We start from the raw sequence: 23300 nt of genomic DNA, 5'->3' as shown, positions 1-23300 counted from the left end.
GACTATCCCTTCAGGCGGTTCTGGCGTGCCGCCGCCTGCTTGGCCGCGAGACCATAGATCTCGATGAAGCCGCGCGCGGCGCTCTGGTCGAACGCGTCGCCTTCATCGTAGGTCGCCAGGTTGAAGTCGTACAGGCCGGTGTCCGAGCGACGGCCGGTCACGACGGCCTTGCCGCCGTGCAGGTCCATGCGAATGTCGCCGTTCACGTACTGCTGGGTGTCGTTGATGAACGCGTCGAGCGAGTCCTTCAGCGGAGACGACCACATGCCTTCGTAGACCAAGTCGGTCCAGCGGTCGGAGATGGTGCGCTTGAAGCGTGCCTGGTCGCGCTCGAGGCATACGTTCTCCAGCTCGCGGTGAGCCTCAATAAGCGCGATGGCGCCGGGAGCCTCGTAGACCTCGCGGGACTTGATGCCCACAAGACGGTCCTCGACGATGTCGATGCGGCCCACACCCTGGGCACCGGCACGCTGGTTGAGCTGCTCGATGGCCTGCAGCGGGGTGACCTTCTGGCCGTCGATCGCGACCGGGATGCCCTCACGGAACGTGATGACAACCTCGTCGGGGACGGGCGGGAACGCGGGGTCGTCGGTGTACTCGTAGACGTCCTTGGTGGGTGCGTTCCAGATGTCCTCAAGGAATCCGGTCTCCACGGCGCGTCCCCACACGTTCTGGTCAATCGAGAACGGGTTCTTCTTCGTGGTCACGATCGGCAGGTTGTGCTTCTCCGCGTATTCAATGGCGCGGTCACGCGTCAGGGCGAGGTCACGCACGGGCGCGATGCACTTGAGGTCGGGAGCCAGCGAGGTGATGCCCACCTCGAAGCGAACCTGGTCGTTGCCCTTGCCGGTGCAGCCGTGCGACACGGTGGTGGCACCGAACTCGCGAGCTGCCTTGACGAGGTGCGACACGATTGCGGGACGCGACAGCGCCGAGACCAGCGGGTACTTGTCGTGGTAGAGCGCGTTCGCCTTGAGTGCGGGCATGCAGTACTGCTCGGCGAACTCGTCGCGGGCGTCGGCCACGTAGGCCTCCACCGCACCACAGTCCAGCGCGCGCTGACGGATGACCTCGAGGTCCTCGCCGCCCTGTCCCACGTCGACGGCGACGGCGATCACTTCGGCGCCCGTCGCATCGGCGATCCAGCCGATGGCCACCGAGGTGTCCAAGCCGCCTGAGTAAGCCAGCACAATCCGTTCAGTCATGTCAATTACCTCTTCTTAAGTCGTTCGTTCAGATGTTCGTTTGGGAAGTCTTGCGGGGCCGGTAGCGGCCGGTTTTGTGCGGGCCCGATGCGTGTCTAGTGCAGCGTGCCCGATGCTCGGTCGAGGAATCGTTGGGCGAGCGCAAGCCCGCCGTGAGGGTCGCGGGAGATCACCATCACGGTGTCGTCGCCTGCAACGGTGCCGACAATGTCGAGGTCGTCGTGGCCGTCGATCGCGCTCGCCAGGTATTGCGCGGCGCCCGAGGGCGTACGGATCACAGTGAGGTTCGCGGAGCCATCGGCGCTGAACAGCAACTCGCTGCACAGCCGCGACAGGCGCTGGTCCGAGCTCTCGGAGGCCTCGCCGCTTTCCCCCACCGCGTAGACGTGTCCCCCGGCCATGGCCCGCACCTTAACCGCGCCGATGTCCACGAGGTCGCGCGACAGCGTGGCCTGAGTCACGGAAATGTCCGCGGCCTCAAGTCGGGCTGCCAGGTCGCCCTGCGAACGAATAGGCTCCGACTCGATCAGGCGCCGGATCAGCGCCTGGCGTGCGGCCTTGGTGGCGGGAATCTTGGTCAACGGATTCACTGCTCCCCCAGCCAAGTGAGCAGCGCCTTCTGCGCGTGCAGGCGGTATTCCGCCTCCAGCCAGACGATGCTCTGGTCGCCATCGATGGCGTCCGCTGAGATCTCCTTGCCCCGGTAGGCCGGCAGGCAGTGCAGGACGTGTGCGCCGGGTGCCGCGAGTTCGAGAGACGCCGCATTGACCTGGAAGTCCGCGAACACTGTGGAGCGCTGGTCAGTCTGTGCTTCGTCGCCCATGGAGATCCAGGTGTCCGTGGCCACGGCGTCCGCGCCACGCACGGCCTCGTCGTGACTGTGGGTGACGAGCACCGAGCCGCCCGTCGAGTCCGCGATGAGTTCCGCCTTGGCGACGACCTCCGGGTGGGGCAGATAGCCCTCCGGAGTGCCGATGCGCACGTGCATGCCGGCGGTCGCGCCGCCGAGGAGATAGGAGTGCGCCATGTTGTTGGCACCGTCGCCCACATAGGCGAAGTCGAGGCCGGCCAGAGCGCCCACCGAGCCGCGTTCGTCGGCGATCGCCGCAAAGTCGGCCAGAATCTGGCACGGGTGAAACAGGTCCGTCAGGGCATTGACCACGGGCACGGACGAGTATGCGGCCATCTCCTCAAGCCGCTCCTGGCCGAAGGTGCGCCAAACGATCGCGCTCACCTGACGGTCGAGCACTCTCGCGGTGTCCGCGATCGACTCGCCCCGTCCGAGCTGTGAGGTGAGCGCGTCGATGACCAGCGGGTAGCCGCCGAGTTCAGCAATGCCCGCCGCGAAGGACACCCGAGTACGCGTGGACGGCTTGTCGAAGATCACCGCGACGGCCTTGGGCCCGAGGAATGGCTGCTTGACGAACCGGTCCTGGCGGAAGTCGAGGGCGAGTTGCAGGACCTCCCGCTGCTGCGCGGGGGTGAGGTCGTCATCCCTCAGGAAGTGCTTAGTCACGCTCGCTCTCCTGTTCTTGCGCGTCCTCGGAGGTCGGCGTCGCCTCGACAGCTGTCACCTCAATCGGGTGCTTGCTGACGTAGTTGGTGAACCAATCGATGAAGGTGTCCGCCTCAGCGGTGGTCAAGTTCAGCGCGGGCGCCAGACGGATGGTGTCCGGCGACGGCGGATTGATAATGAAGCCCGCCTCGACGGCCGCGGTCGCGATCTCCGCGCTCACGGGAGCGGCCAGGCCGATGCCGAGCAACAGTCCCTCACCACGAACCTCCTTGACCCCGGGAACCGCACCCAGCGAGGTACGCAGGTGCTCCCCTACGGACTTCACGTTCGCGATCAAGCCATCGTCCTCGACGGTGCGCAGGGTTGCCAAAGCGACGGCAGCGCCCAGCGCATTTCCACCGAACGTGGTGCCGTGGTCGCCCTTGGTGAGTAGATTGCCAGCACGCTCGCCGTACGCGATGACCGCGCCCATCGGGAAGCCACCGCCAAGGCCCTTGGCGAGGGTCATGACGTCAGGTGTGATGCCGTGCAACTGGTGGGCGAACCACGCACCGGTACGGGCGACGCCGGTCTGAATCTCGTCAATGATGAGCAACGCGTCGTGGCGCGCCGTGAACACCCGAGCCGCCGCCATGAAGCCATGCGTCAGCGGACGCACCCCGGCCTCACCCTGAATGGGTTCGAGGATGATCGCGGCCAAGTCATCGCCCGCTTGGGTCGCGGCCGCACGAAGCGCCTCGACGTCTCCGGCGGGCACAAAGACGACGCCACCCGGCATCGGCTCAAACGGCTCGCGAATCGCGGGCTTGTGCGTCATAGCGAGAGCGCCCATGGTGCGACCGTGGAAGCTACCCTCCAGGGCAATGATCGTGCCCTTGCCCGTGCGCCGCGCCATCTTGAACGCCGCCTCGTTGGCCTCGGCGCCAGAGTTGGAAAAGAACACGCGCGAACCCGTGGGGGCGTTCGCAAGGTCGAGCAGCTTCTCGGCCAGCTCGATCTGCGGCTTGGTTGCGAAGAAGTTCGAGGTGTGCGCGAGCGTCTGCGCCTGCTGCGTGATCGCCGCCACCCACGCGGGGTGGGCGTGACCGAGCGTGTTGACGGCGATGCCGCCCAGCAGGTCCAGGTACTTGTTGCCGTCCGCATCCCAGACGTAACTGCCCTCGCCGCGCTCAATCACGCGCATCGGCTGGCCGTACGTAGCCATCAGCGCGTGGCTGTAGCGCTGCAGTTCCGCCGCACCCCTGTCGAGGCCGGCGCCACCGTGCTCGTAGGGAGGCTGCGCGCTCATGATGCCCACAGTTCGACGTCGTCGGGACGCACGAGGGTGCCGACTCCCGAGCTGGTGAAGATCTCCGTCAGGATCGAGTGCGACTCGCGGCCATCAATGATGTGCGCGTGAGAGACGCCGCCACGCACTGCCCGGAGGCATGCTTCCATCTTGGGCACCATGCCCGACGCGAGGCTCGGCAGCAGGTTCTCGACATCGGTCGCGTGGATCCGGCGCACCAGTGAGGTGCGGTCCGGCCAGTTCGCGTACAGGCCCTCCACGTCGGTCAGCATGATGAGTTTGCGCGCCCGCAACGCCACCGCGATTGCGGCAGCCGCGGTGTCGGCGTTCACGTTCAGCACCGTAGTGGGGTCGTCGACGTCGGGCGCGACCGTAGAAACCACGGGGATGCGTCCGGCGTGGATGATGTCCTCGACCGCGGCCGGGTTGACCTTGACGACGTCTCCCACCAGGCCCACGTCCACGGGCTCGCCGTCGACGGTTGCCTTACGACGCTTCGCCTGGAGTAGGCCGGCGTCTTCGCCCGAGAGGCCGACGGCCAGCGGGCCGTGGTCATTAATGAGCCCCACGAGCTCGCGCGACACGGAGCCGGTGAGCACCATGCGCACCACGTCCATGGCCTCGGGCGTGGTGACGCGCAGGCCCCCGCGGAACTCTGACTCGATGCCCAGCTTGGTGAGCATCTCGGAGATCTGCGGGCCGCCGCCGTGCACGACGACGGGGTACAGACCGAGTAGGCGCAGGTGAACTACATCCTGGGCAAAGGCACGCTTGAGTTCGTCGTCGATCATGGCGTTGCCGCCGTATTTGATGACGACGGTGGCGCCCTTGTACGTCTCGATCCAGGGCATGGCGTCGATGAGGACGCCCACCTTCTGGTTGGCGCTCAGGTCGGGAAGTTCAAAGTCATGGCTCATGATGAATATGCACTGTTCTCGTGGACGTAGTCATGGGTAAGGTCGTTGGTCCAGATGGTGGCCTGGGCGTCGCCTGCGTGCAGGTCGAGCACCACGAACACCTCGCGGCCGGTGAGGTCGACCAGGTCGCGGTCGTCTCCCACGCCGGAGGCGCGGCACACGTGGATGCCGTTGACGTGGACGTCGAGGTTGGTTGCGTCGAACGGGGCGACATCCTCGGGGACCGTTCCCGCGGCGGAAATGATGCGACCCCAGTTGGGGTCGTTGCCAAAGATCGCGGTCTTGAACAGGTTCGAGCGGGTGATGGCACGCGCGACCTGCTCCGCTGCGTCCTCCGAACTCGCGTTTGTGACGGTCACCGAGATATCGTGCTTGGCGCCCTCAGCATCGGCGACCAGTCCGCGTGACAACTGCGCACACACATCGGTCAGTGCGGCCTGAAACTCCTCCGCCGTGGGCGTGACGCCCGATGCGCCGGACGCGAGCAACAACACGGTGTCGTTGGTCGACATGCATCCGTCCGAGTCGACCCGGTTCAAGGTGGTCGCGACCGCGCGGTTGAGCGCGGCCTGGGCGACGTCGGAATCAATCGCGGCATCTGTCGTGACGACGCACAACATCGTGGCCATGCCGGGCGCGAGCATGCCGGCACCCTTAGCCATGCCACCTACGACCCAGCCGGCACCGTCTGCGGTGGCGAGCTTGGGCACGGAGTCGGTGGTCATGATCGCGTGTGCAGCATCGTCCCCACCCGTGGCGGAGAGGTCCGCGACGCTCTGGTCGACGCCGCCGAGCAGCTTGTCCATGGGTAGGCGCACACCAATGAGTCCGGTGGAGCACACCGCCACGTCGGTGGCAGACACGTCATGACCAGCGGCCTGGAGCGCCTCTGAGGTGTGCTCCGCGGTGCGGTGCGTGTCGATAAATCCCTCAGGTCCGGTCGCCGCGTTCGCGCCACCCGAGTTGAGGATGACGGCATCGATGCGGCCGTCGGCGATGACCTCGCGCGACCACGCGATGGGAGCGGCGAAGACACGATTGGTGGTGAATACTCCCGCACCCACCTTGGTGGGTCCGGTGTTGACCACGAGCGCGACATCCTTGGCCCCGGTGGACTTGAGGGCGGCGACCACGCCTGCAGCCTCGAAACCCTGTGCATAGGTCACGCTCATGGTGCGACTCCAATCGTGGTCAGTCCGGTGGTCTCCGGCAGGCCAAGCGCAATATTCATTGACTGCAGCGCGGCGCCCGCGGTGCCCTTGACGAGGTTGTCGATCGCGGCGATGACCACCACCTTGCCCGCCTTCTTGTCGACCGTGACCTGCACGAGTGCAGTGTTGGCTCCCAGGGTCGCGGCGGTCGTGGGCCACTGGCCCTCGGGCAGCAGGTGTACGAATGGCTCGTCCGCGTAGGCGGCCTCCCAGGCGCTGCGCACCGCATCCGCATCGGCGCCCTCGGCGAGAGGGGCCGTGATGGTCGCAAGAATCCCGCGGGCCATCGGCACGAGGACGGGCGTGAAGCTGAGACGCACATCGTCCGCGCCGGCCACGTTGAGGTTCTGAACGATCTCAGGAATATGACGGTGCGTGCCGCCTACTGCGTAGGGGCTGGCCGCACCGAGTCCCTCGGACGCGAGCAGGTTGGTGGCGAGCTTCTTGCCCGCGCCGGAGTAGCCGACGGCGAGCGTAGCGACGATGTTGGTGGGGTCGATCAGGCCGGCGGCAACACCAGGCTGAAGGCCGAGGGTCACGGCGGTGACGTTGCATCCGGGAACGGCGATGCGCTTGGTGCCGAGGAGCACGTCGCGCTGGTGGCCGGCCGCGGTGATGAGTTCGGGCATGCCGTACGGCCAGGTGCCCGAGTGGTCGCCGCCGTAGTACTCAGCCCAGGCATCGGCGCTGGCGAGGCGGTGGTCTGCACCGCAATCGATCACCAGGGTTTCTGGCGGAAGTTGTGCGGCAATGTCGCCCGATGCGCCGTGCGGCAGGGCGAGCACCACCACGTCGTGCCCGGCAAGGTTCTCTGCCGTGGTGGGCACCAGGGTGCGCTCCGCGAGCGGGCGCAAGTGAGGTTGATGAACGCCAACGGCGTCACCAGCACTCGAGTGTGCGGTGAGCGCACCGAACTCGACATCCGGGTGCGCACTGAATACTCTGAGGACTTCGCCGCCGACGTAGCCGGAGGCGCCTGATACTGCGACTGAAATCGTCATGTGCATAAACATACAGTGGTTTGCATGAAATTGCGAGTAGCCTGCGGCGTGGCCCGACATCAAAATGACCTTCGCTAGTCACACATTCGTGACAAAGACCAGGCACACTGTTGACATGCAAAACCTCCGACTGCGCGTGATGCGCGAGACCGACGTCCCCGCGGTGACCGCACTCAACAACGATGCTGCCCCGGCAGTGAACGTTCTGGAGGAGAGCGAAGTCACCACCCTGCTCGCCATGTGCGACGTCGCATTGGTCGCGATGGACCGCGACGGCAAGGTGAATGCATTTCTGCTGAGCCTGGGTGGAGGACAGCCGTACGAGTCGGAGAACTACGCGTGGTTCGAGGGTCGCGGCGTGCGCCATCAATACATCGACCGCATCGTGGTCGGCCCTGGCGCCAAGGGAACCGGCATCGGACGCGCTCTGTACGAGTCCGTCTTTGAGCGTGCCCGCGAGCGCGGGGCCTCTGAGATCGCGGCCGAGGTCAACGTGCGTCCCCCCAACCCTGGCTCCATCGCGTTCCATGAGAAGCTCGGCTTCCGCCAGCTCGAGGAGCGCGAGACCAAGGGCGGCACCGTACGCGTCGTCATGCTCTGTCGCGACGTCTACTAGATCAACACGACGCAAGCTCGACGGTCGGGCGTCCGCGCCGGTGTTGCGACGGCCCCGGGCCACCCTTAGCGTGGGCATATGAGCAACGAACCAGCCGGCGGCAACCAAGCGGCGACCAACGCCATCAAGAAGTCACGTCAGGCGGCCGACGGCGGGTACGCCTTCAGCATCATTGCGATGGTATTCGGGATCATCTCACTGTCACAGCATGTGCTCGGCGCAGCCGCCATCGCGATGGGCGCGGCGGGGCTGGTGTTCGCCTGGCGAGGCAACCCGGTCAATGGCGACGACGCCGCGAATGAGGTGCGTGCGCGCGACCGCAAGTGGCGGCAGACAGCGGTCGCCTTCGCCTCCATCGGCATCGTGCTCGGCGCGGTAGGAGTGGTGCAGAACCTCACCTCGTAGGATGTCGGCCATGAGCTCACCCGAATCACAAGACTCCGCACTGAACGCCGAATCGTCGAAATTCGCAATGGTGGCCATCAGGCTCAGCATCATGGGTGTGGTGCTGGGGGTGGGCGCCGTATTGATGTCCACGTTGGCACTCCTCCTGGGCGCCATGGTGCTCGTCGAGGCTGCCGGCACGTTTTACTTCGTCAAGCGTGCGTCGGTCGAGGGCGTGGACCCCAAGATCGAGTCTCGCGCCCGCACCGCTCGTGGCATCGCCGTGCTCGCGATCGTGCTCGCCCTGGTAGGCGTCGCACGCACCCTGGTGTGACCCCGCACCTGAGTGTGTTGCCCACCGATTCACCGCGCCTTAGGGTTGGCTCATGAGAAGCAGATTCCCCGCAGCACAGTTCATCCGTCCGCGCACCCTTCGCGCAGGTGCCGCGGTGCTGGTCGGCGCAGTGCTTCTTGCAGGGTGCTCTAGCGAAGACTCCCAGTACAAGGACTTCTGCGACACCAGCCGCAGCCTGGAGGCGCAAACCGAGCAGATTGACGGGCTCGTCCCCGACCAGGACGCCCTCACTGCCGCGGGTCAGGGTGACTTCACCGCGTTGAACGCGTGGGGAGCCGAGGCGCAAGAGACCGTCGCTGACGTGGGCACTCAGTTTCAGACCGCCAGGGATACGGCGCCCGACGAGGAGATCGCCGATGCGCTCGGCACCTACCTTGAGATGCTCGATGTCTTTCAACAGATGGCAATAGCCAGCACCAATGCGAACGACGTCGACGACTTCACCGCGACGCTCGGAGACCTCAACGACCAAGGCTCCGCGCTGTCCGACGACATCACTGAGGCGGGCAAGGTCCTGTCGGCGGCCGAAGAACTTCACTGCAACTAGCCCCGGAGGCACCCCATGCGCGTACTTTTCATTGGCGGAACGGGACTCATCTCCTCCGCCTGCTCCCCCCTTGCCGTCGAACGCGGAATGGACCTCACCCTGGTCAACCGTGGCCAATCGGCCAAGGCCGACGCTCCCGCCGGCGCGCGTGTCCTGCATGCGGACATTCACGATGTTGACGCCCTGCGCGAGGTGTTGCGTGCGGACGTCGAGGCTCACGGACGCTACGACGCTGTTGTCCAATGGATCTGTTTCACCCCCGACCACGCGCGCCAGGACGTTGAGACGTTCGCTGATCTCACCGACCAGTACGTCTTCATCTCCTCGGCATCCGCGTACCAGACCCCACCCGAGCACTTCGTGACCACTGAGCAGGTGCCGCTGGTCAACCCCTTCTGGCAATACAGCCGCGACAAGGCCGCGATTGAGGCAGTGTTGCGCGAGGCTGGACGCGAGTCCAACTTCCCGTTCACGATCGTGCGCCCCTCGCACACCTACGGATACTCAGAGATTCCGCTTGCGATCGCCGCCTGGGACGCACCGTGGACGGCAGTGGACCGCATTGAGAGCGGAAAGAAGTTCATCGTCCACGGTGATGGAACGTCGCTGTGGACCCTCACCGACCACCGGGACTTCGCGGTGGGCCTGGTGGGGCTGCTCGGTAACCCCAAAGCCCTGGGGGAGGACTTCACGATCACGTCCGATGACGTGCTGACGTGGAATCAGATCCACGAGTACGTGGGCGCTGCCGTGGGAGTCTCCGCTGAGGCAGTTGCCGCACAGTCGGTCTTCATCCCGAGCACCCTGCTCGCGCAGTACGACCCGGAGGCGTTCGAGGGTCCCCTGCTAGGCGACAAGGCGAACGCGGGCGTGTTCGATACGTCCAAGCTGCGCGCCATCGTCCCCGATTTCAACCCCACCCGACGCTTCAAGGACGGCATTCACGAGTCCATCGCGTGGCACCGTGCGGACCCGTCCCGACTCACCGTCGATGCGGAGACCAACGCACGCTGGGATCAGCTCATCGACCGCTATGAGCAAGCCACCGCCGCCTTCCTGGGCGACTCACCCCACGCGCCCAGGGACTAACCGCGCGTGTCCGTCACCAATCTCACCTCTGCCACCCAGGACTACCTGAAAGCCATCTGGTCGCTGGGCGAATGGTCGAACGAGGGCGTCACCGTCACCGCCATTGCCGAACGCCTAGGGATCCGCACGTCCACCGCATCGGACGGCGTGAAAAAACTCGTCGAGAACGGCTTCGCCGAGCACTCGCCCTACGGCGCAGTGCAACTGACCGAGCTCGGCAGCGCGCATGCCGTGTCGATGGTGCGCCGCCACCGACTCATGGAGACGTACCTGGTGCGTGAGTTTGGCTACGACTGGGACGAGGTTCACGAGGAGGCTGAAGTGCTCGAACACGCCGTGTCCGACCGCCTGCTCGACGCCATCGACGCCCGACTAGGTCACCCCACCCGAGACCCACACGGCGACCCCATCCCCTCAGCAGCGGGCGCACCGCATCTGCCCGACGCCTTCCCGCTGTCGAGCGTGGTCATCGGCGATACCGCCGTGGTGGCTCGCATCTCTGACGCGGATCCCGAGCGTCTACGGGACTTTGCCGCCCAGGGTCTGGTGCTCGATGCCACGGTTGACGTGGTGATGCACTCAGATGCCACCTGTGCGATGCAGGTCGAGGTGAATGGCAGGATCCTGAACCTGAGCGCGGAGGACGCGGACGCGGTCTGGGTCGTACAGACGTAATCCGCCTCCCCCGACGCGCTAACCCGCGAAGGTGATCACAACAAGCGCGACATTGAGCGCCACGATCAGTGCAACGACAGTCCAAGCGATGGCCTGGGTGGCCCGCGGATTCACGAACCGCCCCATCACTGCGCGGCTACCGGTGAGACGCACCAGCGGAATCAGCGCGAACGGTATGCCGAGACTCAGCACAACCTGAGACATCACCAGCGCCCACGTGGGGTTGGCCCCCAACGCGAGCAGGATCAGGGCCGGAATCAGGGTGACCAGGCGGCGCACCAGCAGCGGAATACGCTTCTGAATGAGGCCTCCCATGATCACCGCACCCGCGTACGCCCCTACGGAGGTTGCAGCCAGACCCGAGGCGAGCAACCCAACCGCGAAGATGATGGCAATGCCGGGGCCAAGCGCGCTCTGAATGGCAGCGTGCGCCCCCTCAATCGTGTCAGTGCCCGCCACTCCTCGCAGGCTCGCCGCGGCAAGCAACAGCATCGCGATATTCACCGAACCAGCGATGATGAGCGACACACCTACGTCCCAACGGTTGGCCTTCAGTAGGCGCCGCGTGAGCTGGTGGTCCTCATGGACGGGCTCCTCAGGCACGCCTTGTGGACGATGTCGGTCGCGCGCGAGAGCGGAGTGCAAGTAGATCGCGTGCGGCATGACGGTTGCTCCGAGCATCGACGCCGCTAGGAGCACGGTCTCCGAACCCTGAAAGCGAGGCACGAGGCCTGCAGCAGCATCGGCCCAACTCACGTCGGAGACAAAAAGACCGGCGAGGAAGCCGAAGGCGATCACCGCGAGCATGCCGATGATGACGAACTCGAAAGGCTGCTGCCCGCGCCTGCTGTGGATGGCGAGCAGCACCATCGAGATGGCGCCGGTGATGAGTCCGCCCCACCACAGCGGGATGGAGAACAGCAGGTTCAGCGCAATCGCCCCGCCGATCACCTCGGCAACGTCGGTGGCGGCCGCAATCACCTCCGCCTGAAGCCAATAGACACGCCGGCTACCCGTGCGCAGGCGGATTCCCAACAGCTCTGGCAGTGACTTGCCCGTGACAAGCCCCAGCTTCGCAGACAGGTACTGAATGAGGACCGCCATGGCGTTCGAGGCCACGAGCACCCACACCAGCAGGTATCCGTAGTTGGCTCCTGCGGTGAGGTTCGCGGCGACATTGCCCGGGTCCACGTACGCGACGGCCGCCACGAAGGCGGGGCCGAGCAGCCGCCACAAGCCGCGCTCCGGCTTCCCCTTTCGAGCGGCCGATGCTCGTTCGAATTCCGATGCCTCGCTGACGACGGCGGCCCTCTCGGGCAGCGGCACGTCGTCAAAGTTCGGCATACCGAACAATTTAACACCGACCCACGGGGCCCATGCGCCATCGAGGCATCGGCGGTAGCGTGAGATGGGCATCGCGAAGCGCGCTGCGCCGTATGCGACACGGGAGTGGTAGCGTGCCAATCGAAATATAACTTGCACATTGCTGTGCAAGTTATAGAATGGCGATATGACCGCTCCCGCCATTATTGATCGCCCACAGCGCCGCGACGCTGCCGAAAACCGCGAGCTCATCCTGGTTGCCGCCGCGGCGGTACTCTCCATTAATCCCGACGCCTCCGTGGACGACATAGCTGCCGCTGCCTCGCTGAGCCGTCGCGCCGTGTACGGACACTTCTCCGGCCGCGACGAGATTGTCGAGCAGACCCTGACGCGTGGCGCGTCACGCATCGCCGCTTCGGTGGCGCAGGTCGAGCACCCGGACGCGCTGGTGGAGTTGGCGCTGCTGGGAGCCACGCTCTGGGCCGAGGTAGAGCACGCTCGCGCGCTCGCCAACTTTGCACTCCGGGGCCCGCACCGCAGGCAGGTCGCCGCGGCCCTCGCCCCGCTACGCTCACGACTCGAGCACACCATTGAGCGAGGCGTCCGCGACAACGACATTCGCTCGGACATCCCGCCAAAGACACTCGCGCGACTGATCGAGGGTGGAGCCCTCGCAGTCCTCGACGAGGCGACCCGGGCCCGGATGAGCCTTCAGCGCGGACACCGCTTGGTGATCCTCAGCGCGCTCAGCACGGCCGGCATGAGCTGGCGCGGCGCGGAGAAGCTCATCGATAAACACCCCATCCTGCACGTGAGTGTCGGTGCCAGGTCATGATCCTCGCCCTCGACAGCGTCACGAAAGGCGAGGGGCACGGCGCGGTCGACGCGGTCACCGCCACCATCGAATCCGGCAGCGTGACGTTCATCCTCGCGGAGACCGAGCGCAGACCGACGATCGTGGGTCTCATCGCATCGGGCCGCATGCGTCCTGCCTCCGGTACCGTCACCCTCGACGACGTCCCCTCAGACTGGTCCAACATCCGTCGCCGCGTCGCGCTCGTCGACGCGCCTGATGCCTGTGAGCCGGCGCCCAACGTCACCGTCGCTGGCGTCACCGCCGAGGAGCTCATGTTCGCCGGCCTCCCGTCCAACCGAGCGGCCGTCCGCCGGTTGCTCGCCGGAATCGACCTCGCCGAGTACGCCAAAGACTCCATCTCCACTGTCCCACCGCGCCACCGCGTGCGCCTGCTCACCGAGCTCGCGACGTTGCGCGCCGAGGTTGACGGACTCATCATCGTCTCCCCCGACCGCCACGGTGGAAGCCCCACCGAATGGTGGGACACCGCGCTCGACCTCGCCGAGCGTGGGCTTGCCGTAGCCGTCGTCGCCGGCGCCGCATCGGCCGCAGCTCTGGGAGTTTCGGACTCGAACAAGGAAAGAGAAGCGTGAAGTTCCACGTCAAGATCCCCCAGATGGTGACCGCAGAAGTGCGGCGCCTGACCTCCAGCCCTATGGCAGTGATCGCCCTTTTTGCACTCATGTGCGTGCCCATCCTCTACGGCGGCCTGTACCTGTGGGCCAATCAGGACCCGTACGCGCGACTGGATCAGGTACCCGCAGCGATCGTGGTCGAGGACACCGGCGCAAGCGTCGACGGCGCCGAGCGCGACTACGGCCAGGAGGTCGCGCAGCAATTGGTCGACGATGGTCGCTTCGACTGGCACATCGTCGACACGGCGGACGCCACCACCGGCGTCGACGGTGCCACCTACGACTTCTCAGTGACCTTCCCGAGCGACTTCTCGTCCTCGCTCGCCTCAGCGTCGACGGACGACCCCCACCAGGCTCAGGTGGTCCTCACCACCAACGACACAAACGCATACCTCGCTTCTAGCATCGGCGAGCAGGCAGCGGAGGCAATCCGAGTATCGATCGTGCAGAAGGTCAACGAAGAGGCCGCTAACCAGTTCCTGCTGGGCCTGTCGGATATCCGCGGTCAGCTCATGGAAGCCGCGGACGGCGCTACGCAATTGGTCGACGGCAGCGATGACGCGGAGGCGGGCTCCCAGCAACTCGCTGAGGGGACCTCCACCTTGTCCGACGGCGCGACCACGCTCGCGGGAGCCACGGACGATCTAGCCGCCGGGGCGAGGACACTCGCCGACGCGAACGACGCCCTAGCGGACGGCGCGAAAGCTCTCGCTGAGGCCAACCAGAAGTTGTCGAACGGGGCCTCCACGCTCGCGGACGGCATTCAGAAAGTGGCCGACGGCAACACTCTGCTCGCCACCAAGGCGGACGATGCTGCGGCTAAGGCCGACGCAGCCGTCGCCGAACTACCGCAGGCACGCCAGGCAATCGCCGACGAGCTCGCGGCTCAGGGCCTCACCCAGGATCAGATCGACAACGTGCTCGCCGCGATCGACCCGTTGGGCGCAAAGATCAAGGACGGCAACGCCAAGGTCCAGGCCCTCGCCGGCCAGGTTGACCAGCTCGCCGCCGGCGCACGAGAGGCCGCCGCGGGCAGCTGGGAACTGCGCGACGGAGCGTCTCAGGCGGCCGACGGCGGCGCTGCGTTGAGGGACGGCGCCGACGAGGCCGCCGTGGGCAGCGCCACGTTGCGGGATGGCGCCACGGAGACGGCCACTGGCGCTTCCACACTGTCTTCGGGAGTCTCCGACGCCGCCGACGGAGCCTCTGACCTGGCCGCCGGCATCGCGAAACTTCACGACGGTGCCGCGTCACTGCGAGACGGGCTCGACGACGGTGTCACGCAAATCCCTGACTCCTCACCGGAGCTTCGTGCGGACCAGGCGGAAACCATCGCCAACCCCGTTGATCTGGAAAACACCACGGTGACCACCGCGGGTAATTATGGCGCCGGGCTCGCTCCGTTCTTTATTTCGCTGGCCGCCTGGATCGGTATCTATGCCTTGTTCCTGATCGTTAAGCCGGTCTCTCGTCGCGCTATCACCGCGCTGCACTCGCCCTTGCGCATCACGGCCGCCGGTTGGCTCACGCCGGGGCTGCTGGGCGCGGCACAGATGATCGGCCTGTTCGCCATCGTCTCTGGGGTGCTGGGCTTTGACGTCGCGAACCCTCTCGCCACCTACGGTCTGATGGCGCTGGCCTCACTGACCTTCGCGGCGATGATCCTGGCTCTCAACGTGTGGCTGGGCTCCGTGGGGCAGTTCCTCGGCCTGGTGCTGATGGTGCTTCAACTCGTGACGGCTGGCGGCACGTTCCCCTGGCAGACCTTGCCCGGCCCACTGGCCGCACTGCACCACGTCCTGCCCATGAGCTTTGCCGTAGACGGCATCCGGCAGACGATGTACGGAGGCAGTTCCACCACGGCATGGAGCGACGCTGGCGTGCTCGCCATCTGGCTGATCGTGTCACTGGCGATCGCAGCGATCGGCGTGGTGCGCATGACTCACCAGCGCACATTGCGCGACCTGCAACCCAGCCTGATCGGCTAGCGTCCACGCGTCGCACCCGCGGCCGCGGGTGGGGCGCCTCGCCGGAAACCAGCACGGGGCGTGGGGTGGCCCCGTGTAACCTTGCGGGGTGACCACGAACCGCCCAACGCCGGGCTCACAAACGTCGTTGCGCGAGGCCAACCGCGCGCGAATCGTCGACGCGGTCAAACTGCACGGCGGACTGACGCAGGTAGAACTGGTGGGCGCAACGGGACTGTCCCCCGCATCGGTGTCCAACATCGTCAAGGAACTCGCCGCGCAGGGCATCCTGAACACCACTCAGTCCACGCGGAGCGGTCGCCGCGCGCAGTTCGTCACGCTCGCCCACGAGTTGGGCCTAGTCGGCGGCGTACATATCGCCCAGCGGCACCTTCGTGTGGTGGTAGCCGATGTCGCTCAGCAGGTGGTCGCGGAGCACCACCTTCCGCTCGCCAAGGATCACCGGGCAGACGCCGAACTTGGCCGCCTGGCGCGCATGTTCGCGGACATGTTCGAGTCGCTCGACACGGATCTGAGCGAAATGCTCGCTGTGGGTGTCGCAATCGAGGCGCCCATCGACAAGCGCACGGGGCTGATCTCTCGCCCGGGCATCATGCGCGGCTGGGACGGTGTCAATGTCTCGGAGTCGCTCGGCGAGGCCCTCAACTGTCGCGTGTTTGTCGACAACAACTGCAACTTAGGCGCGCTCGCCGAGTACCGACGTGGGGCCGCCCGCCGCCGTGGCGACATGATCTATATCAACGCCTCAGAGGGAATCGGCGCCGGCATCGTGCTGGGTGGCAAGGTGTGGCGAGGCAATCACGGCATCGCCGGAGAACTCGGCCACGTCACCGTCGACGAGCAAGGACCGCTCTGCCGTTGCGGCAAGCGCGGATGCCTCGAAATGTACGTGGGCGCCTCGGCCATTATCGAGCCGCTTCGTTCCGACCGTCGTGGCCTCAAACTTCAGGACGTGGTGAGCCGTGCCGTAGGCGGTGAGGCCAGATTCGTGCGCGCGATCGCCGACGCAGGCCACCGCATCGGCGTGGCGACTGCGGACCTCTGCAACATCCTGGATCCCGAGCGCGTCGTCGTCAGCGGCGATCTTGCCAACGCCGGCGAGATCCTGCTTGGCCCGCTGCGGCACACTCTCGAGCGGTCGCTGCTGGTCGCTCCGGAGAACGCGCCCGAGGTCATTCAGGGACAGTTGGGCAATCGCGCCGAGGTTCTCGGCGCCGTGAGTTACGCAATTGATCAACTCAGCGTGCTCACCGACGGTGCAGTTTCGGATAGCTCACAGCGCGCCCACACCACGCACACTAAGGCCGTCGCTTCATGACGCCAGTGACTTTACCGCCGCGGGCACCACGCCCACGCCGGACTCCGTTGGGCAGCGCCATCCGAGGAACAGGGGCGCGCATGGTGGCGCTCGGGCTCGCCGCGGTCGCGCTATCCGGTTGCAGTCCGAGTACTACGGACAGCGACTCCGGCGACGGCGGCCGGGTGGCCTTTCTGCTTCCGGAGTCCAAGACCACCCGCTATGAGGCCGTGGACCACCCAGTGTTCGAGGATCGCCTGGCGGAGGTCTGCCCCAGTTGTGAGCTGATCTACTCGAATGCCGACGGCGACGCCTCCAAGCAGCAACAGCAGGCCGAGTCTGCACTCACGCAGGACATCGATGTCCTCGTCCTCGATGCGGTGGACTCCTCCGCGGCGAGGTCCATTGTCGTCGCCGCCAACGCTCGGGGCGTGCCCGTCATTGCCTACGACCGCGAGATTGCCGAGGCGGACATCGCCTATTTCGTGTCCTTCAACGGCGAGGCCGTAGGTGAATTGCAGGGCGTCGCGCTGGTGGATGGCATGGCCGCGAACGGCGACACTCACGGCGACATCATCATGATCAACGGCTCCCCCACGGACCCCAACGCCCAGGACTTCAAGGACGGCGCCCACTCTGTGATCGACGAGTCAAACCTGACAGTGATTGCGGAATACGACTCACCCGACTGGAGCCCGGACAAGGCCCAGGAATGGGCCGCCGGTCAAGTAGTTCAGCACGGCGACCGAATTGCGGGCGTCTACGCCGCGAACGACGGAACCGCGGGCGGGGCGATTGCCGCGTTAAAGGCCGCCGGGGTTCACCCGCTTCCGCCCGTCACCGGGCAGGACGGCGACCTCGCCGCCATCCAGCGCATCATTGCGGGAGATCAGTACATGACCGTCTACAAGGCCATACCCACTCAGGCGCGGGCTGCCGCCGATGCGGCGTTCGAGTTGCTAGCTGATGGCGCGGTGAGCGCGGGTGAAGACATCAAGGGAGTTCGCACGACGTTGTTCGACCCGGTCGCCGTCACCAAGAGCAACATCATGGACACCGTGATTGCCGACGGCTTCTACACCGTCGACCAAATCTGCACCCCTGAGTACGCGTCCGCGTGTGCCGACGCTGGAATCGGATAGGGAGACGCTCGTGCCTATTGAAGATCTCCATGTGGTGGAGGAAGTGCCGCTGTTCTCGCTGCGCGGCGTGACCAAGAACTTCGGCGCGGTCAAGGCGCTCCAAGGCGTGGACTTTGATGTCTACGCTGGCGAGGTCGTGGCGGTCGTGGGCGACAATGGGGCTGGCAAGACCACGCTCGTGAAAGTCCTGGCCGGGGATCACCGCGCGACCTCCGGAGAGATTCTCTACCAGGGCGAACCTGTCACGATTGACTCCCCCGCTGATGCCCGCGAGCTCGGCATCGCCACGGTCTTTCAGGACCTCGCGCTGTGCGACAACCTCGACGTGGTCGCGAACCTATTCCTGGGACGCGAGGTGGGTGACATGGCCCTCGATGAGGTCGAGATGGAGCAGCGTGCCTGGGCTCTGCTGCGCCAACTCTCCGCCAAGCTACCCACCGTGCGCACTCCCATCGCTTCGTTGTCCGGTGGGCAGCGTCAGACAGTGGCGATTGCACGCTCGCTCGTGGGAGAACCGACCGTAGTGGTGCTAGACGAGCCCACTGCGGCTCTGGGAGTAGCGCAGACCGCGGAGGTGCTCAACCTGATCGAACGCCTGCGAGAGAGCGGGCTCGGGGTGGTCCTCATCAGCCACAACATGGCCGACGTGCAAGCCGTCGCCGACCGCGTGGTGGTGCTTCGACTCGGCAAGAACAATGGCGAGTTCCGCGTGCCAGACGTCAGTTATGAGCAAATCATCGCCGCCATCACCGGTGCCACCGACAATGCCGTCAGTCGCCGCGCGCAGGCCTCGACGGAAGGGCGGCAGCCATGACGACGCCCACCACCGGCAGCAACCGCGTCGTGACAGCACCATCGAAGCAGCGGCGCATCGGTGACTCGCTGCGCGCCTTCAAGCAGCGCCTCAGCGACGGCGATCTGGGATCGACCCCGGTGGTCATCGGCCTGATCATCATCTGGGTGGTCTTTCAGATTCTCAACCCCACGTTCCTCACGGCCCCCAACCTCGTGAACCTGGCTTTGCAGTGCGCCGCGGTCGGCACCATCTCGATTGGCGTCGTGCTGGTGCTGCTCCTCGGCCAGATCGACCTCTCCGTGGGATCAATCAGCGGCCTCGCCGCAGCGATTCTGGGGGTGACGTTTGTCCAATGGGACTGGCCCGTGGTCGCGTCGATCCTTCTCGCGTTGACTGCCGGCGCAGCGATTGGTGCGGTGTACGGCTTCCTCTACACGCGCTTCGGTGTCCCCACGTTCATCATCACGCTTGCCGGTTTGCTCGGTGTGCTCGGTCTTCAATTGTGGGTGCTGGGCGACGACGGGTCCATCAACCTTCCCTTTGACTCGTGGATTGTGCGCTTCGCGCAGCAGATGTTCCTGCCCGACGTCGTGTCCTACATTGCCGCCGTCGCGGCTGCGGGCCTGTACTTCTGGGTCACGTTCCGGGCACAGCGCCGACGTGCCGCTGCGGGACTCGGGTCGATGCACATCACCGAGACCGCGATCCGTGCGCTTTCTCTGCTCGCCCTGCTGGGTTTCGGTTCCTGGTACCTGAACAAGGACCGTGGGATTGGCCTGATGTTCGTGCTGTTCGTCATGCTCGTGGTGTGCGCGAACTACATGCTGACGCGCACCAAGTGGGGCCGTTCGGTGTACGCGGTGGGTGGCAACGTCGAGGCAGCCCGCCGCGCGGGAATCCGTGTCAATCGCGTCTACATCTCCGTGTTCATGGCGGCGACCACCTTCGCCGCTCTTGGAGGAATCCTCGCCGCAGCGCGCCTGGCTGCCGCGAATCAGAGTTCCGGCGGCAGCGATGTCAATCTGACTGCCATCGCCGCGGCCGTCATTGGCGGCACCAGCCTCTTTGGCGGGCGCGGATCGGCCTGGTCGGCGCTCCTCGGCATCGTGGTCATCATGTCGATCTCGAGCGGCCTGACGTTGCTCAGCCTCGACTCGTCCGTGCGATACATGGTCACGGGCGCAGTGCTGCTCCTTGCGGTGATCGTGGACGCAATCTCGCGCCGCTCGCGCGCCGTTCACGGTATCGCCTAGATCCCAAGGGTTCCCTTGGTTCGGGCAATACCGTGAACCGCTACACGTGAGTTAGCCCTTGAGGGACTCTTCGACGCCGTCGAGCAGACCCTGCCACGCGTCCGCGAAGCTCTTGACGCCCTGGTCCTCGAGCAGTTGCGTGACCTCCGCCATATCGACTCCCGCATCGGCGAGCCCGGACATGACCGCGTGAGCGGACTCGTAGGTGCCCTTGATGGTGTCCGAGAAGTGGTCCTGGCCCGCGGCGGCAACCGCATCGATCGTGGCCTGGGGCATCGTGTTGACGACGTCCTCGGTCACCAGCTCGTCCACGTACATGGTGGCGGGATAGTCCGGGTTCTTGACTCCCGTGGATGCCCAGAGCAGTCGCTGCGGGTGCGCACCTTCGTCCGCGAGCGCCTTCCAGCGGTCGGAGCCCATGACCTCGTCAAAGTGCTCGTACGCTAGGCGGCCGCTGGCGATGCCCGCGGTCCCGCGCAACTCGGCGTTCGGCCCGTTCTCCCCCAGGCGATTGTCCACCTCGGTGTCGATGCGACTAATGAAGAACGAGGCAACCGACTCGATGAGCGACAGGTCGAGACCGTTGGCTTTCGCGTCCTCCAGGCCAAGCAGGAAGGCCTCGAGGACCTCCTTGTAACGCTCTGGGGAGAAGATGAGCGTCACGTTGACGGAGATGCCCTGGCCCAACACGGCGCGGATCGCCGGCAGGCCCTCCTTGGTGGCGGGAATCTTGATCAGCACGTTGGGTCGGTCGACCAGCCAGTGCAGCTGGCGAGCCTCGGCGATGGTCTTCGCGGTGTCGCGAGCGTAGAAAGGGCTCACCTCGATCGACACTCGGCCGTCAACGCCGCTGGTGCGCTCGTAGGTCTCACCCAACACATCGCACGCCCCGCGGACGTCGGCGGTGGTCATCATGCGTACCGCCTCGCCTACGGTCACCTCGCGTTCGCGCAGGTCCTCGAGCTGACGGTCATAGTCCGTCGTGTCCGGGTCACCGATGGACTTGGCGAAGATGCTGGGGTTCGACGTCACGCCCACGATGTGATTCTCGGCGACATCCGCGGCCAACGAGCCAGTGTTCAGGCGTTCGCGCGATAGGTCGTCAAGCCAGATGGATACGCCGGCCTTCGATAGGTGCTTCAGTGCTGCAGAGTGCTCGGACACTTGTCCTCCATGCTCGGTGATGATTGGGATTGATGGCGAGATAGAACGCGTCGTCAGTCGTTCTCGACGACGTCCTTGGTCTCACCCTTACGGGCTCGTTCCTTGTTCACAGTGCGAGCAGCAATTTCCTCGGCCCTGTCGTCAGACTTGCCCATTTCCTTCTCGGATTCTTTGACGTGCTCGTACTGACGCTCGCGCTTCTCGGACCAATTGTTGTTGTCAGGCATAACCACAACCCTTCCTCGCTTTTCGCCGCTGCGAGCGCCGTGCTCGCACCCCTTCAGGTCTAGCACGCACGGTCACAAATGGGGCGCTTTCCGCAGAGGGCGAAAAAAGGGAAGTTCGCCGTGCAACCTGCAGGGACTCTCCCTAATCTGAAAATACTGAGGGAGTCCACCGTGTCTCTGAAAGGAACTACCATGACCGACGATCAACTCGCCCTCACCGATCCTACAAAGCGGTTCTCGCACATCACACCGCAACGCCAGCAGCAGAGCGTTCCCGGACAGGACGCGCGCCTCAATCCGAGTCCCGACCATGGAGAAGAGTCCTACCGTGGAACCGAGCGGCTCACGGGTCGCAAGGCTCTCATCACGGGAGGCGACTCGGGCATCGGCGCAGCGGTCGCGATTGCCTTCGCGAGGGAGGGCGCCGACGTCGCGCTGAACTATCTTCCTAGCGAGCAAGTAGATGCCGACCACGTCGCGGACATCGTCAGGGCGGAGGGACGGATCGCCGAACTCATCCCCGGCGATATCCGAGAGCGCGACTTCTGCGCGGAGCTCGTATCACAGGCCGCCGAAGCGCTGGGCGGCTTGGACATTGTCGTGAACAATGCCGGCCACCAGATATTCACGGAAGATCTCGAGGACCTTGACGACGAGCAGTTCGACCGGACAATGAAGACCAACCTCTACGCCATGCATTGGATCACGCGCGCGGCACTCCCCCACTTGCAACCGGGCTCAACCGTCATCAACACCACGTCAGTCCAGGCGTACAAGCCATCCCCCATTCTGGTGGACTACGCCACCACTAAGGCTGGTATCAATGGCTTCACCAAGGGGCTCGCAATGCAACTCGCTCCGCGAGGCATCAGGGTGAACGCGGTGGCACCCGGACCCATTTGGACGGTGTTGCAGGTTACGGACGGGCAGCCTCAGGACAAGATTGAGCACTTCGGCGAGAACACGGCATTGGGGCGGATGGGCCAGCCCGTGGAACTCGCTCCCGCCTACGTATTCCTGGCGTCACCAGAGTCCAGTTATGTGGTGGGCGAGACCCTCAACGTGAACGGCGGCCTGCCCACGCCGTGATGGACACCGTCAGCGCAGCAACTGCTCCACCATCCACCCCATCGACAGGAGCCCAACGGCAATACTGCCGGCAGCAATCAGGGTGAGTCGGGTGTGTGGAGACTCCAACCTGGAGAGCGCCCGCTGAGAGACCGAACCGTCGGCATGTGCGGCCCGTGAATACGCTCGGCTGGCAGAAGCGTGCACCACCACGGCCAGCGCAACTGCACCCAGCGCCACCACGACTACGCCCACCCCAAATTGCTGTGCCAAGCCACGCGCAGCAACGACCGCCGCCAGACCCACCTGCAGGGCGGTGCGGCGCCAGGCGAGTAGCGTCTCCTCCGCCGCGCGCTGTCGACCGCGTGCGCTCATGCGAGAAGTGCTCCCACACCCAGGACCAGCACGGCGGCCACCACTCCTATGACCATGACTACGGCGGACGATGGCGCTGGAACTTCGGCTCCACGCTGCAGGGCCCGATCGGTGGCCCGCCATCCCAGCCACGCCTGCACCGCAGCGGCGATGCCAAGGGCCGCGAACATGAGCCCCGAGGCGATCTGCCAACCACGCGAGATCGGGAGATCGAACGCCACGATGGCGACACCGGTGACCTCAAGAGCAAGTGACGTGCGCACCCATGACAAGAAGGTGCGTTCATTGGCCAATGACACTTGTGCATCGGGCATTGTTTTCTCCTTTGACCCCGCGCTATCAGGCTATTCTCGCGCCGCTTGCGTGGGAGCG

Annotated in this window: 26 protein-coding genes; 14 read left to right on the top strand and 12 right to left on the bottom strand. The window is 65.4% G+C overall.

Going from position 1 to position 23300, the window contains the following annotated elements; genetic code table 11:
- Positions 1 to 2 precede the first annotated feature (2 nt).
- From AOP73_RS08440 to argC, 7 genes are all read right to left on the bottom strand, one after another.
- Positions 3 to 1205: an argininosuccinate synthase gene (locus AOP73_RS08440; protein ID WP_061964664.1), complete on the bottom strand. Its 1203-nt coding sequence runs from the start codon at positions 1203 to 1205 to the stop codon at positions 3 to 5.
- A 95-nt stretch (positions 1206 to 1300) separates the two neighbouring features.
- Positions 1301 to 1795 carry an arginine repressor gene (argR, locus tag AOP73_RS08435; protein ID WP_174435868.1) on the bottom strand — a complete coding sequence of 165 codons (495 nt, stop codon included), beginning with the start codon at positions 1793 to 1795 and terminating at the stop codon, positions 1301 to 1303.
- Positions 1792 to 2721 (bottom strand): ornithine carbamoyltransferase, encoded by a 930-nt coding sequence (argF, locus tag AOP73_RS08430; protein ID WP_061964662.1) that lies wholly within the window; start codon positions 2719 to 2721, stop codon positions 1792 to 1794. Before argF ends, argR begins: the two co-directional genes overlap by 4 nt.
- A complete protein-coding gene (locus tag AOP73_RS08425; protein WP_084626746.1) occupies positions 2714 to 4009 on the bottom strand; it encodes an acetylornithine transaminase in 1296 nt (431 codons plus the stop codon). The genes argF and AOP73_RS08425 overlap by 8 nt, the downstream gene beginning before the upstream one ends.
- Positions 4006 to 4926, bottom strand: coding sequence for an acetylglutamate kinase (gene argB, locus AOP73_RS08420; protein ID WP_061964660.1), 921 nt, complete (start codon positions 4924 to 4926; stop codon positions 4006 to 4008). Before argB ends, AOP73_RS08425 begins: the two co-directional genes overlap by 4 nt.
- Positions 4923 to 6098 carry a bifunctional glutamate N-acetyltransferase/amino-acid acetyltransferase ArgJ gene (argJ, locus tag AOP73_RS08415; RefSeq protein WP_061964658.1) on the bottom strand — a complete coding sequence of 392 codons (1176 nt, stop codon included), beginning with the start codon at positions 6096 to 6098 and terminating at the stop codon, positions 4923 to 4925. Before argJ ends, argB begins: the two co-directional genes overlap by 4 nt.
- Positions 6095 to 7144: an N-acetyl-gamma-glutamyl-phosphate reductase gene (gene argC / locus AOP73_RS08410; RefSeq protein WP_236683537.1), complete on the bottom strand. Its 1050-nt coding sequence runs from the start codon at positions 7142 to 7144 to the stop codon at positions 6095 to 6097. Before argC ends, argJ begins: the two co-directional genes overlap by 4 nt.
- 109 nt (positions 7145 to 7253) lie before the next feature.
- On the opposite strand from argC, the gene AOP73_RS08405 reads away from it, so the two are divergent.
- The 6 genes from AOP73_RS08405 (at position 7254) to AOP73_RS08380 (ending at position 10804) form a co-directional block, all read left to right on the top strand.
- On the top strand, positions 7254 to 7754 hold the full coding sequence (locus tag AOP73_RS08405) for a GNAT family N-acetyltransferase (protein ID WP_061964654.1): 501 nt from the start codon (positions 7254 to 7256) through the stop codon (positions 7752 to 7754).
- A 78-nt stretch (positions 7755 to 7832) separates the two neighbouring features.
- Entirely contained in the window at positions 7833 to 8159 is a 327-nt protein-coding gene (locus AOP73_RS08400; protein ID WP_061964652.1) for a hypothetical protein, read from the top strand.
- Positions 8160 to 8169: 10 nt separating this feature from the next.
- Entirely contained in the window at positions 8170 to 8472 is a 303-nt protein-coding gene (locus AOP73_RS08395; protein ID WP_152650586.1) for a hypothetical protein, read from the top strand.
- Between the two features lie 52 nt (positions 8473 to 8524).
- Positions 8525 to 9040 carry a hypothetical protein gene (locus AOP73_RS08390; protein ID WP_152650585.1) on the top strand — a complete coding sequence of 172 codons (516 nt, stop codon included), beginning with the start codon at positions 8525 to 8527 and terminating at the stop codon, positions 9038 to 9040.
- Positions 9041 to 9055: 15 nt separating this feature from the next.
- Complete coding sequence (locus AOP73_RS08385) at positions 9056 to 10129, top strand: NAD-dependent epimerase/dehydratase family protein (protein WP_061964646.1); 1074 nt, start codon at positions 9056 to 9058, stop codon at positions 10127 to 10129.
- Between the two features lie 6 nt (positions 10130 to 10135).
- Positions 10136 to 10804, top strand: coding sequence for a metal-dependent transcriptional regulator (locus AOP73_RS08380; protein ID WP_061964644.1), 669 nt, complete (start codon positions 10136 to 10138; stop codon positions 10802 to 10804).
- 18 nt (positions 10805 to 10822) lie between these two features.
- Here the strand turns inward: AOP73_RS08380 and AOP73_RS08375 are convergent, their stop codons facing one another.
- Positions 10823 to 12148, bottom strand: a complete 1326-nt coding sequence (locus AOP73_RS08375) for an Nramp family divalent metal transporter (RefSeq protein WP_084626680.1) — start codon at positions 12146 to 12148, stop codon at positions 10823 to 10825.
- Positions 12149 to 12314: 166 nt separating this feature from the next.
- Between AOP73_RS08375 and AOP73_RS08370 the strand changes: the two genes are divergently transcribed.
- The 7 genes from AOP73_RS08370 (at position 12315) to AOP73_RS08340 (ending at position 20094) form a co-directional block, all read left to right on the top strand.
- Positions 12315 to 12962, top strand: coding sequence for a TetR/AcrR family transcriptional regulator (locus AOP73_RS08370; protein ID WP_061964642.1), 648 nt, complete (start codon positions 12315 to 12317; stop codon positions 12960 to 12962).
- Entirely contained in the window at positions 12959 to 13576 is a 618-nt protein-coding gene (locus AOP73_RS08365; protein WP_061964640.1) for a hypothetical protein, read from the top strand. Before AOP73_RS08370 ends, AOP73_RS08365 begins: the two co-directional genes overlap by 4 nt.
- Positions 13577 to 13599: 23 nt before the next feature.
- Entirely contained in the window at positions 13600 to 15606 is a 2007-nt protein-coding gene (locus AOP73_RS08360; RefSeq protein WP_061964986.1) for a YhgE/Pip domain-containing protein, read from the top strand.
- Positions 15607 to 15694: 88 nt separating this feature from the next.
- Complete coding sequence (locus tag AOP73_RS08355) at positions 15695 to 16924, top strand: ROK family transcriptional regulator (RefSeq protein ID WP_061964638.1); 1230 nt, start codon at positions 15695 to 15697, stop codon at positions 16922 to 16924.
- Positions 16925 to 17004: 80 nt separating this feature from the next.
- Entirely contained in the window at positions 17005 to 18045 is a 1041-nt protein-coding gene (locus AOP73_RS08350; RefSeq protein WP_061964636.1) for a substrate-binding domain-containing protein, read from the top strand.
- Between the two features lie 10 nt (positions 18046 to 18055).
- Positions 18056 to 18859, top strand: a complete 804-nt coding sequence (locus tag AOP73_RS08345) for an ATP-binding cassette domain-containing protein (protein WP_061964635.1) — start codon at positions 18056 to 18058, stop codon at positions 18857 to 18859.
- Positions 18856 to 20094, top strand: coding sequence for a sugar ABC transporter permease (locus tag AOP73_RS08340; protein WP_061964633.1), 1239 nt, complete (start codon positions 18856 to 18858; stop codon positions 20092 to 20094). The genes AOP73_RS08345 and AOP73_RS08340 overlap by 4 nt, the downstream gene beginning before the upstream one ends.
- 51 nt (positions 20095 to 20145) lie before the next feature.
- On the opposite strand, the gene tal is transcribed toward AOP73_RS08340, so the two are convergent.
- A complete protein-coding gene (gene tal, locus AOP73_RS08335) occupies positions 20146 to 21258 on the bottom strand; it encodes a transaldolase (RefSeq protein WP_061964631.1) in 1113 nt (370 codons plus the stop codon).
- A 53-nt stretch (positions 21259 to 21311) separates the two neighbouring features.
- Positions 21312 to 21485 carry a hypothetical protein gene (locus AOP73_RS11905; RefSeq protein ID WP_201774498.1) on the bottom strand — a complete coding sequence of 58 codons (174 nt, stop codon included), beginning with the start codon at positions 21483 to 21485 and terminating at the stop codon, positions 21312 to 21314.
- Between the two features lie 192 nt (positions 21486 to 21677).
- On the opposite strand from AOP73_RS11905, the gene AOP73_RS08330 reads away from it, so the two are divergent.
- Complete coding sequence (locus tag AOP73_RS08330) at positions 21678 to 22574, top strand: SDR family oxidoreductase (RefSeq protein WP_061964629.1); 897 nt, start codon at positions 21678 to 21680, stop codon at positions 22572 to 22574.
- Between the two features lie 9 nt (positions 22575 to 22583).
- Here the strand turns inward: AOP73_RS08330 and AOP73_RS08325 are convergent, their stop codons facing one another.
- Positions 22584 to 22928: a DUF202 domain-containing protein gene (locus tag AOP73_RS08325; RefSeq protein WP_061964627.1), complete on the bottom strand. Its 345-nt coding sequence runs from the start codon at positions 22926 to 22928 to the stop codon at positions 22584 to 22586.
- On the bottom strand, positions 22925 to 23242 hold the full coding sequence (locus AOP73_RS08320; protein ID WP_061964625.1) for a YidH family protein: 318 nt from the start codon (positions 23240 to 23242) through the stop codon (positions 22925 to 22927). The genes AOP73_RS08325 and AOP73_RS08320 overlap by 4 nt, the downstream gene beginning before the upstream one ends.
- Positions 23243 to 23300: the final 58 nt, after the last annotated feature.

Origin of the sequence: Demequina aurantiaca, assembly GCF_000975135.1 — a bacterium.
GTDB classification, from domain to species: Bacteria; Actinomycetota; Actinomycetes; order Actinomycetales; family Demequinaceae; genus Demequina; species Demequina aurantiaca.
This window is presented reverse-complemented; position numbering and strand designations above follow the sequence as displayed.

Bases quoted from the DNA above. Each gene is read 5' to 3' on its own strand.
- AOP73_RS08440 (WP_061964664.1), bottom strand. From the start codon at position 1,205: ATGACTGAACGGATTGTGCTGGCTTACTCAGGCGGCTTGGACACCTCG.
- AOP73_RS08425 (WP_084626746.1), bottom strand. From the start codon at position 4,009: ATGAGCGCGCAGCCTCCCTACGAGCACGGTGGCGCCGGCCTCGACAGG.
- argB (WP_061964660.1), bottom strand. From the start codon at position 4,926: ATGAGCCATGACTTTGAACTTCCCGACCTGAGCGCCAACCAGAAGGTG.
- argJ (WP_061964658.1), bottom strand. From the start codon at position 6,098: ATGAGCGTGACCTATGCACAGGGTTTCGAGGCTGCAGGCGTGGTCGCC.
- argC (WP_236683537.1), bottom strand. From the start codon at position 7,144: ATGCACATGACGATTTCAGTCGCAGTATCAGGCGCCTCCGGCTACGTC.
- AOP73_RS08405 (WP_061964654.1), top strand. From the start codon at position 7,254: ATGCAAAACCTCCGACTGCGCGTGATGCGCGAGACCGACGTCCCCGCG.
- AOP73_RS08400 (WP_061964652.1), top strand. From the start codon at position 7,833: ATGAGCAACGAACCAGCCGGCGGCAACCAAGCGGCGACCAACGCCATC.
- AOP73_RS08395 (WP_152650586.1), top strand. From the start codon at position 8,170: ATGAGCTCACCCGAATCACAAGACTCCGCACTGAACGCCGAATCGTCG.
- AOP73_RS08390 (WP_152650585.1), top strand. From the start codon at position 8,525: ATGAGAAGCAGATTCCCCGCAGCACAGTTCATCCGTCCGCGCACCCTT.
- AOP73_RS08385 (WP_061964646.1), top strand. From the start codon at position 9,056: ATGCGCGTACTTTTCATTGGCGGAACGGGACTCATCTCCTCCGCCTGC.
- AOP73_RS08375 (WP_084626680.1), bottom strand. From the start codon at position 12,148: ATGCCGAACTTTGACGACGTGCCGCTGCCCGAGAGGGCCGCCGTCGTC.
- AOP73_RS08370 (WP_061964642.1), top strand. From the start codon at position 12,315: ATGACCGCTCCCGCCATTATTGATCGCCCACAGCGCCGCGACGCTGCC.
- AOP73_RS08365 (WP_061964640.1), top strand. From the start codon at position 12,959: ATGATCCTCGCCCTCGACAGCGTCACGAAAGGCGAGGGGCACGGCGCG.
- AOP73_RS08360 (WP_061964986.1), top strand. From the start codon at position 13,600: ATGGTGACCGCAGAAGTGCGGCGCCTGACCTCCAGCCCTATGGCAGTG.
- AOP73_RS08350 (WP_061964636.1), top strand. From the start codon at position 17,005: ATGGTGGCGCTCGGGCTCGCCGCGGTCGCGCTATCCGGTTGCAGTCCG.
- AOP73_RS08340 (WP_061964633.1), top strand. From the start codon at position 18,856: ATGACGACGCCCACCACCGGCAGCAACCGCGTCGTGACAGCACCATCG.
- AOP73_RS11905 (WP_201774498.1), bottom strand. From the start codon at position 21,485: ATGCCTGACAACAACAATTGGTCCGAGAAGCGCGAGCGTCAGTACGAG.
- AOP73_RS08330 (WP_061964629.1), top strand. From the start codon at position 21,678: ATGACCGACGATCAACTCGCCCTCACCGATCCTACAAAGCGGTTCTCG.
- AOP73_RS08325 (WP_061964627.1), bottom strand. From the start codon at position 22,928: ATGAGCGCACGCGGTCGACAGCGCGCGGCGGAGGAGACGCTACTCGCC.
- AOP73_RS08320 (WP_061964625.1), bottom strand. From the start codon at position 23,242: ATGCCCGATGCACAAGTGTCATTGGCCAATGAACGCACCTTCTTGTCA.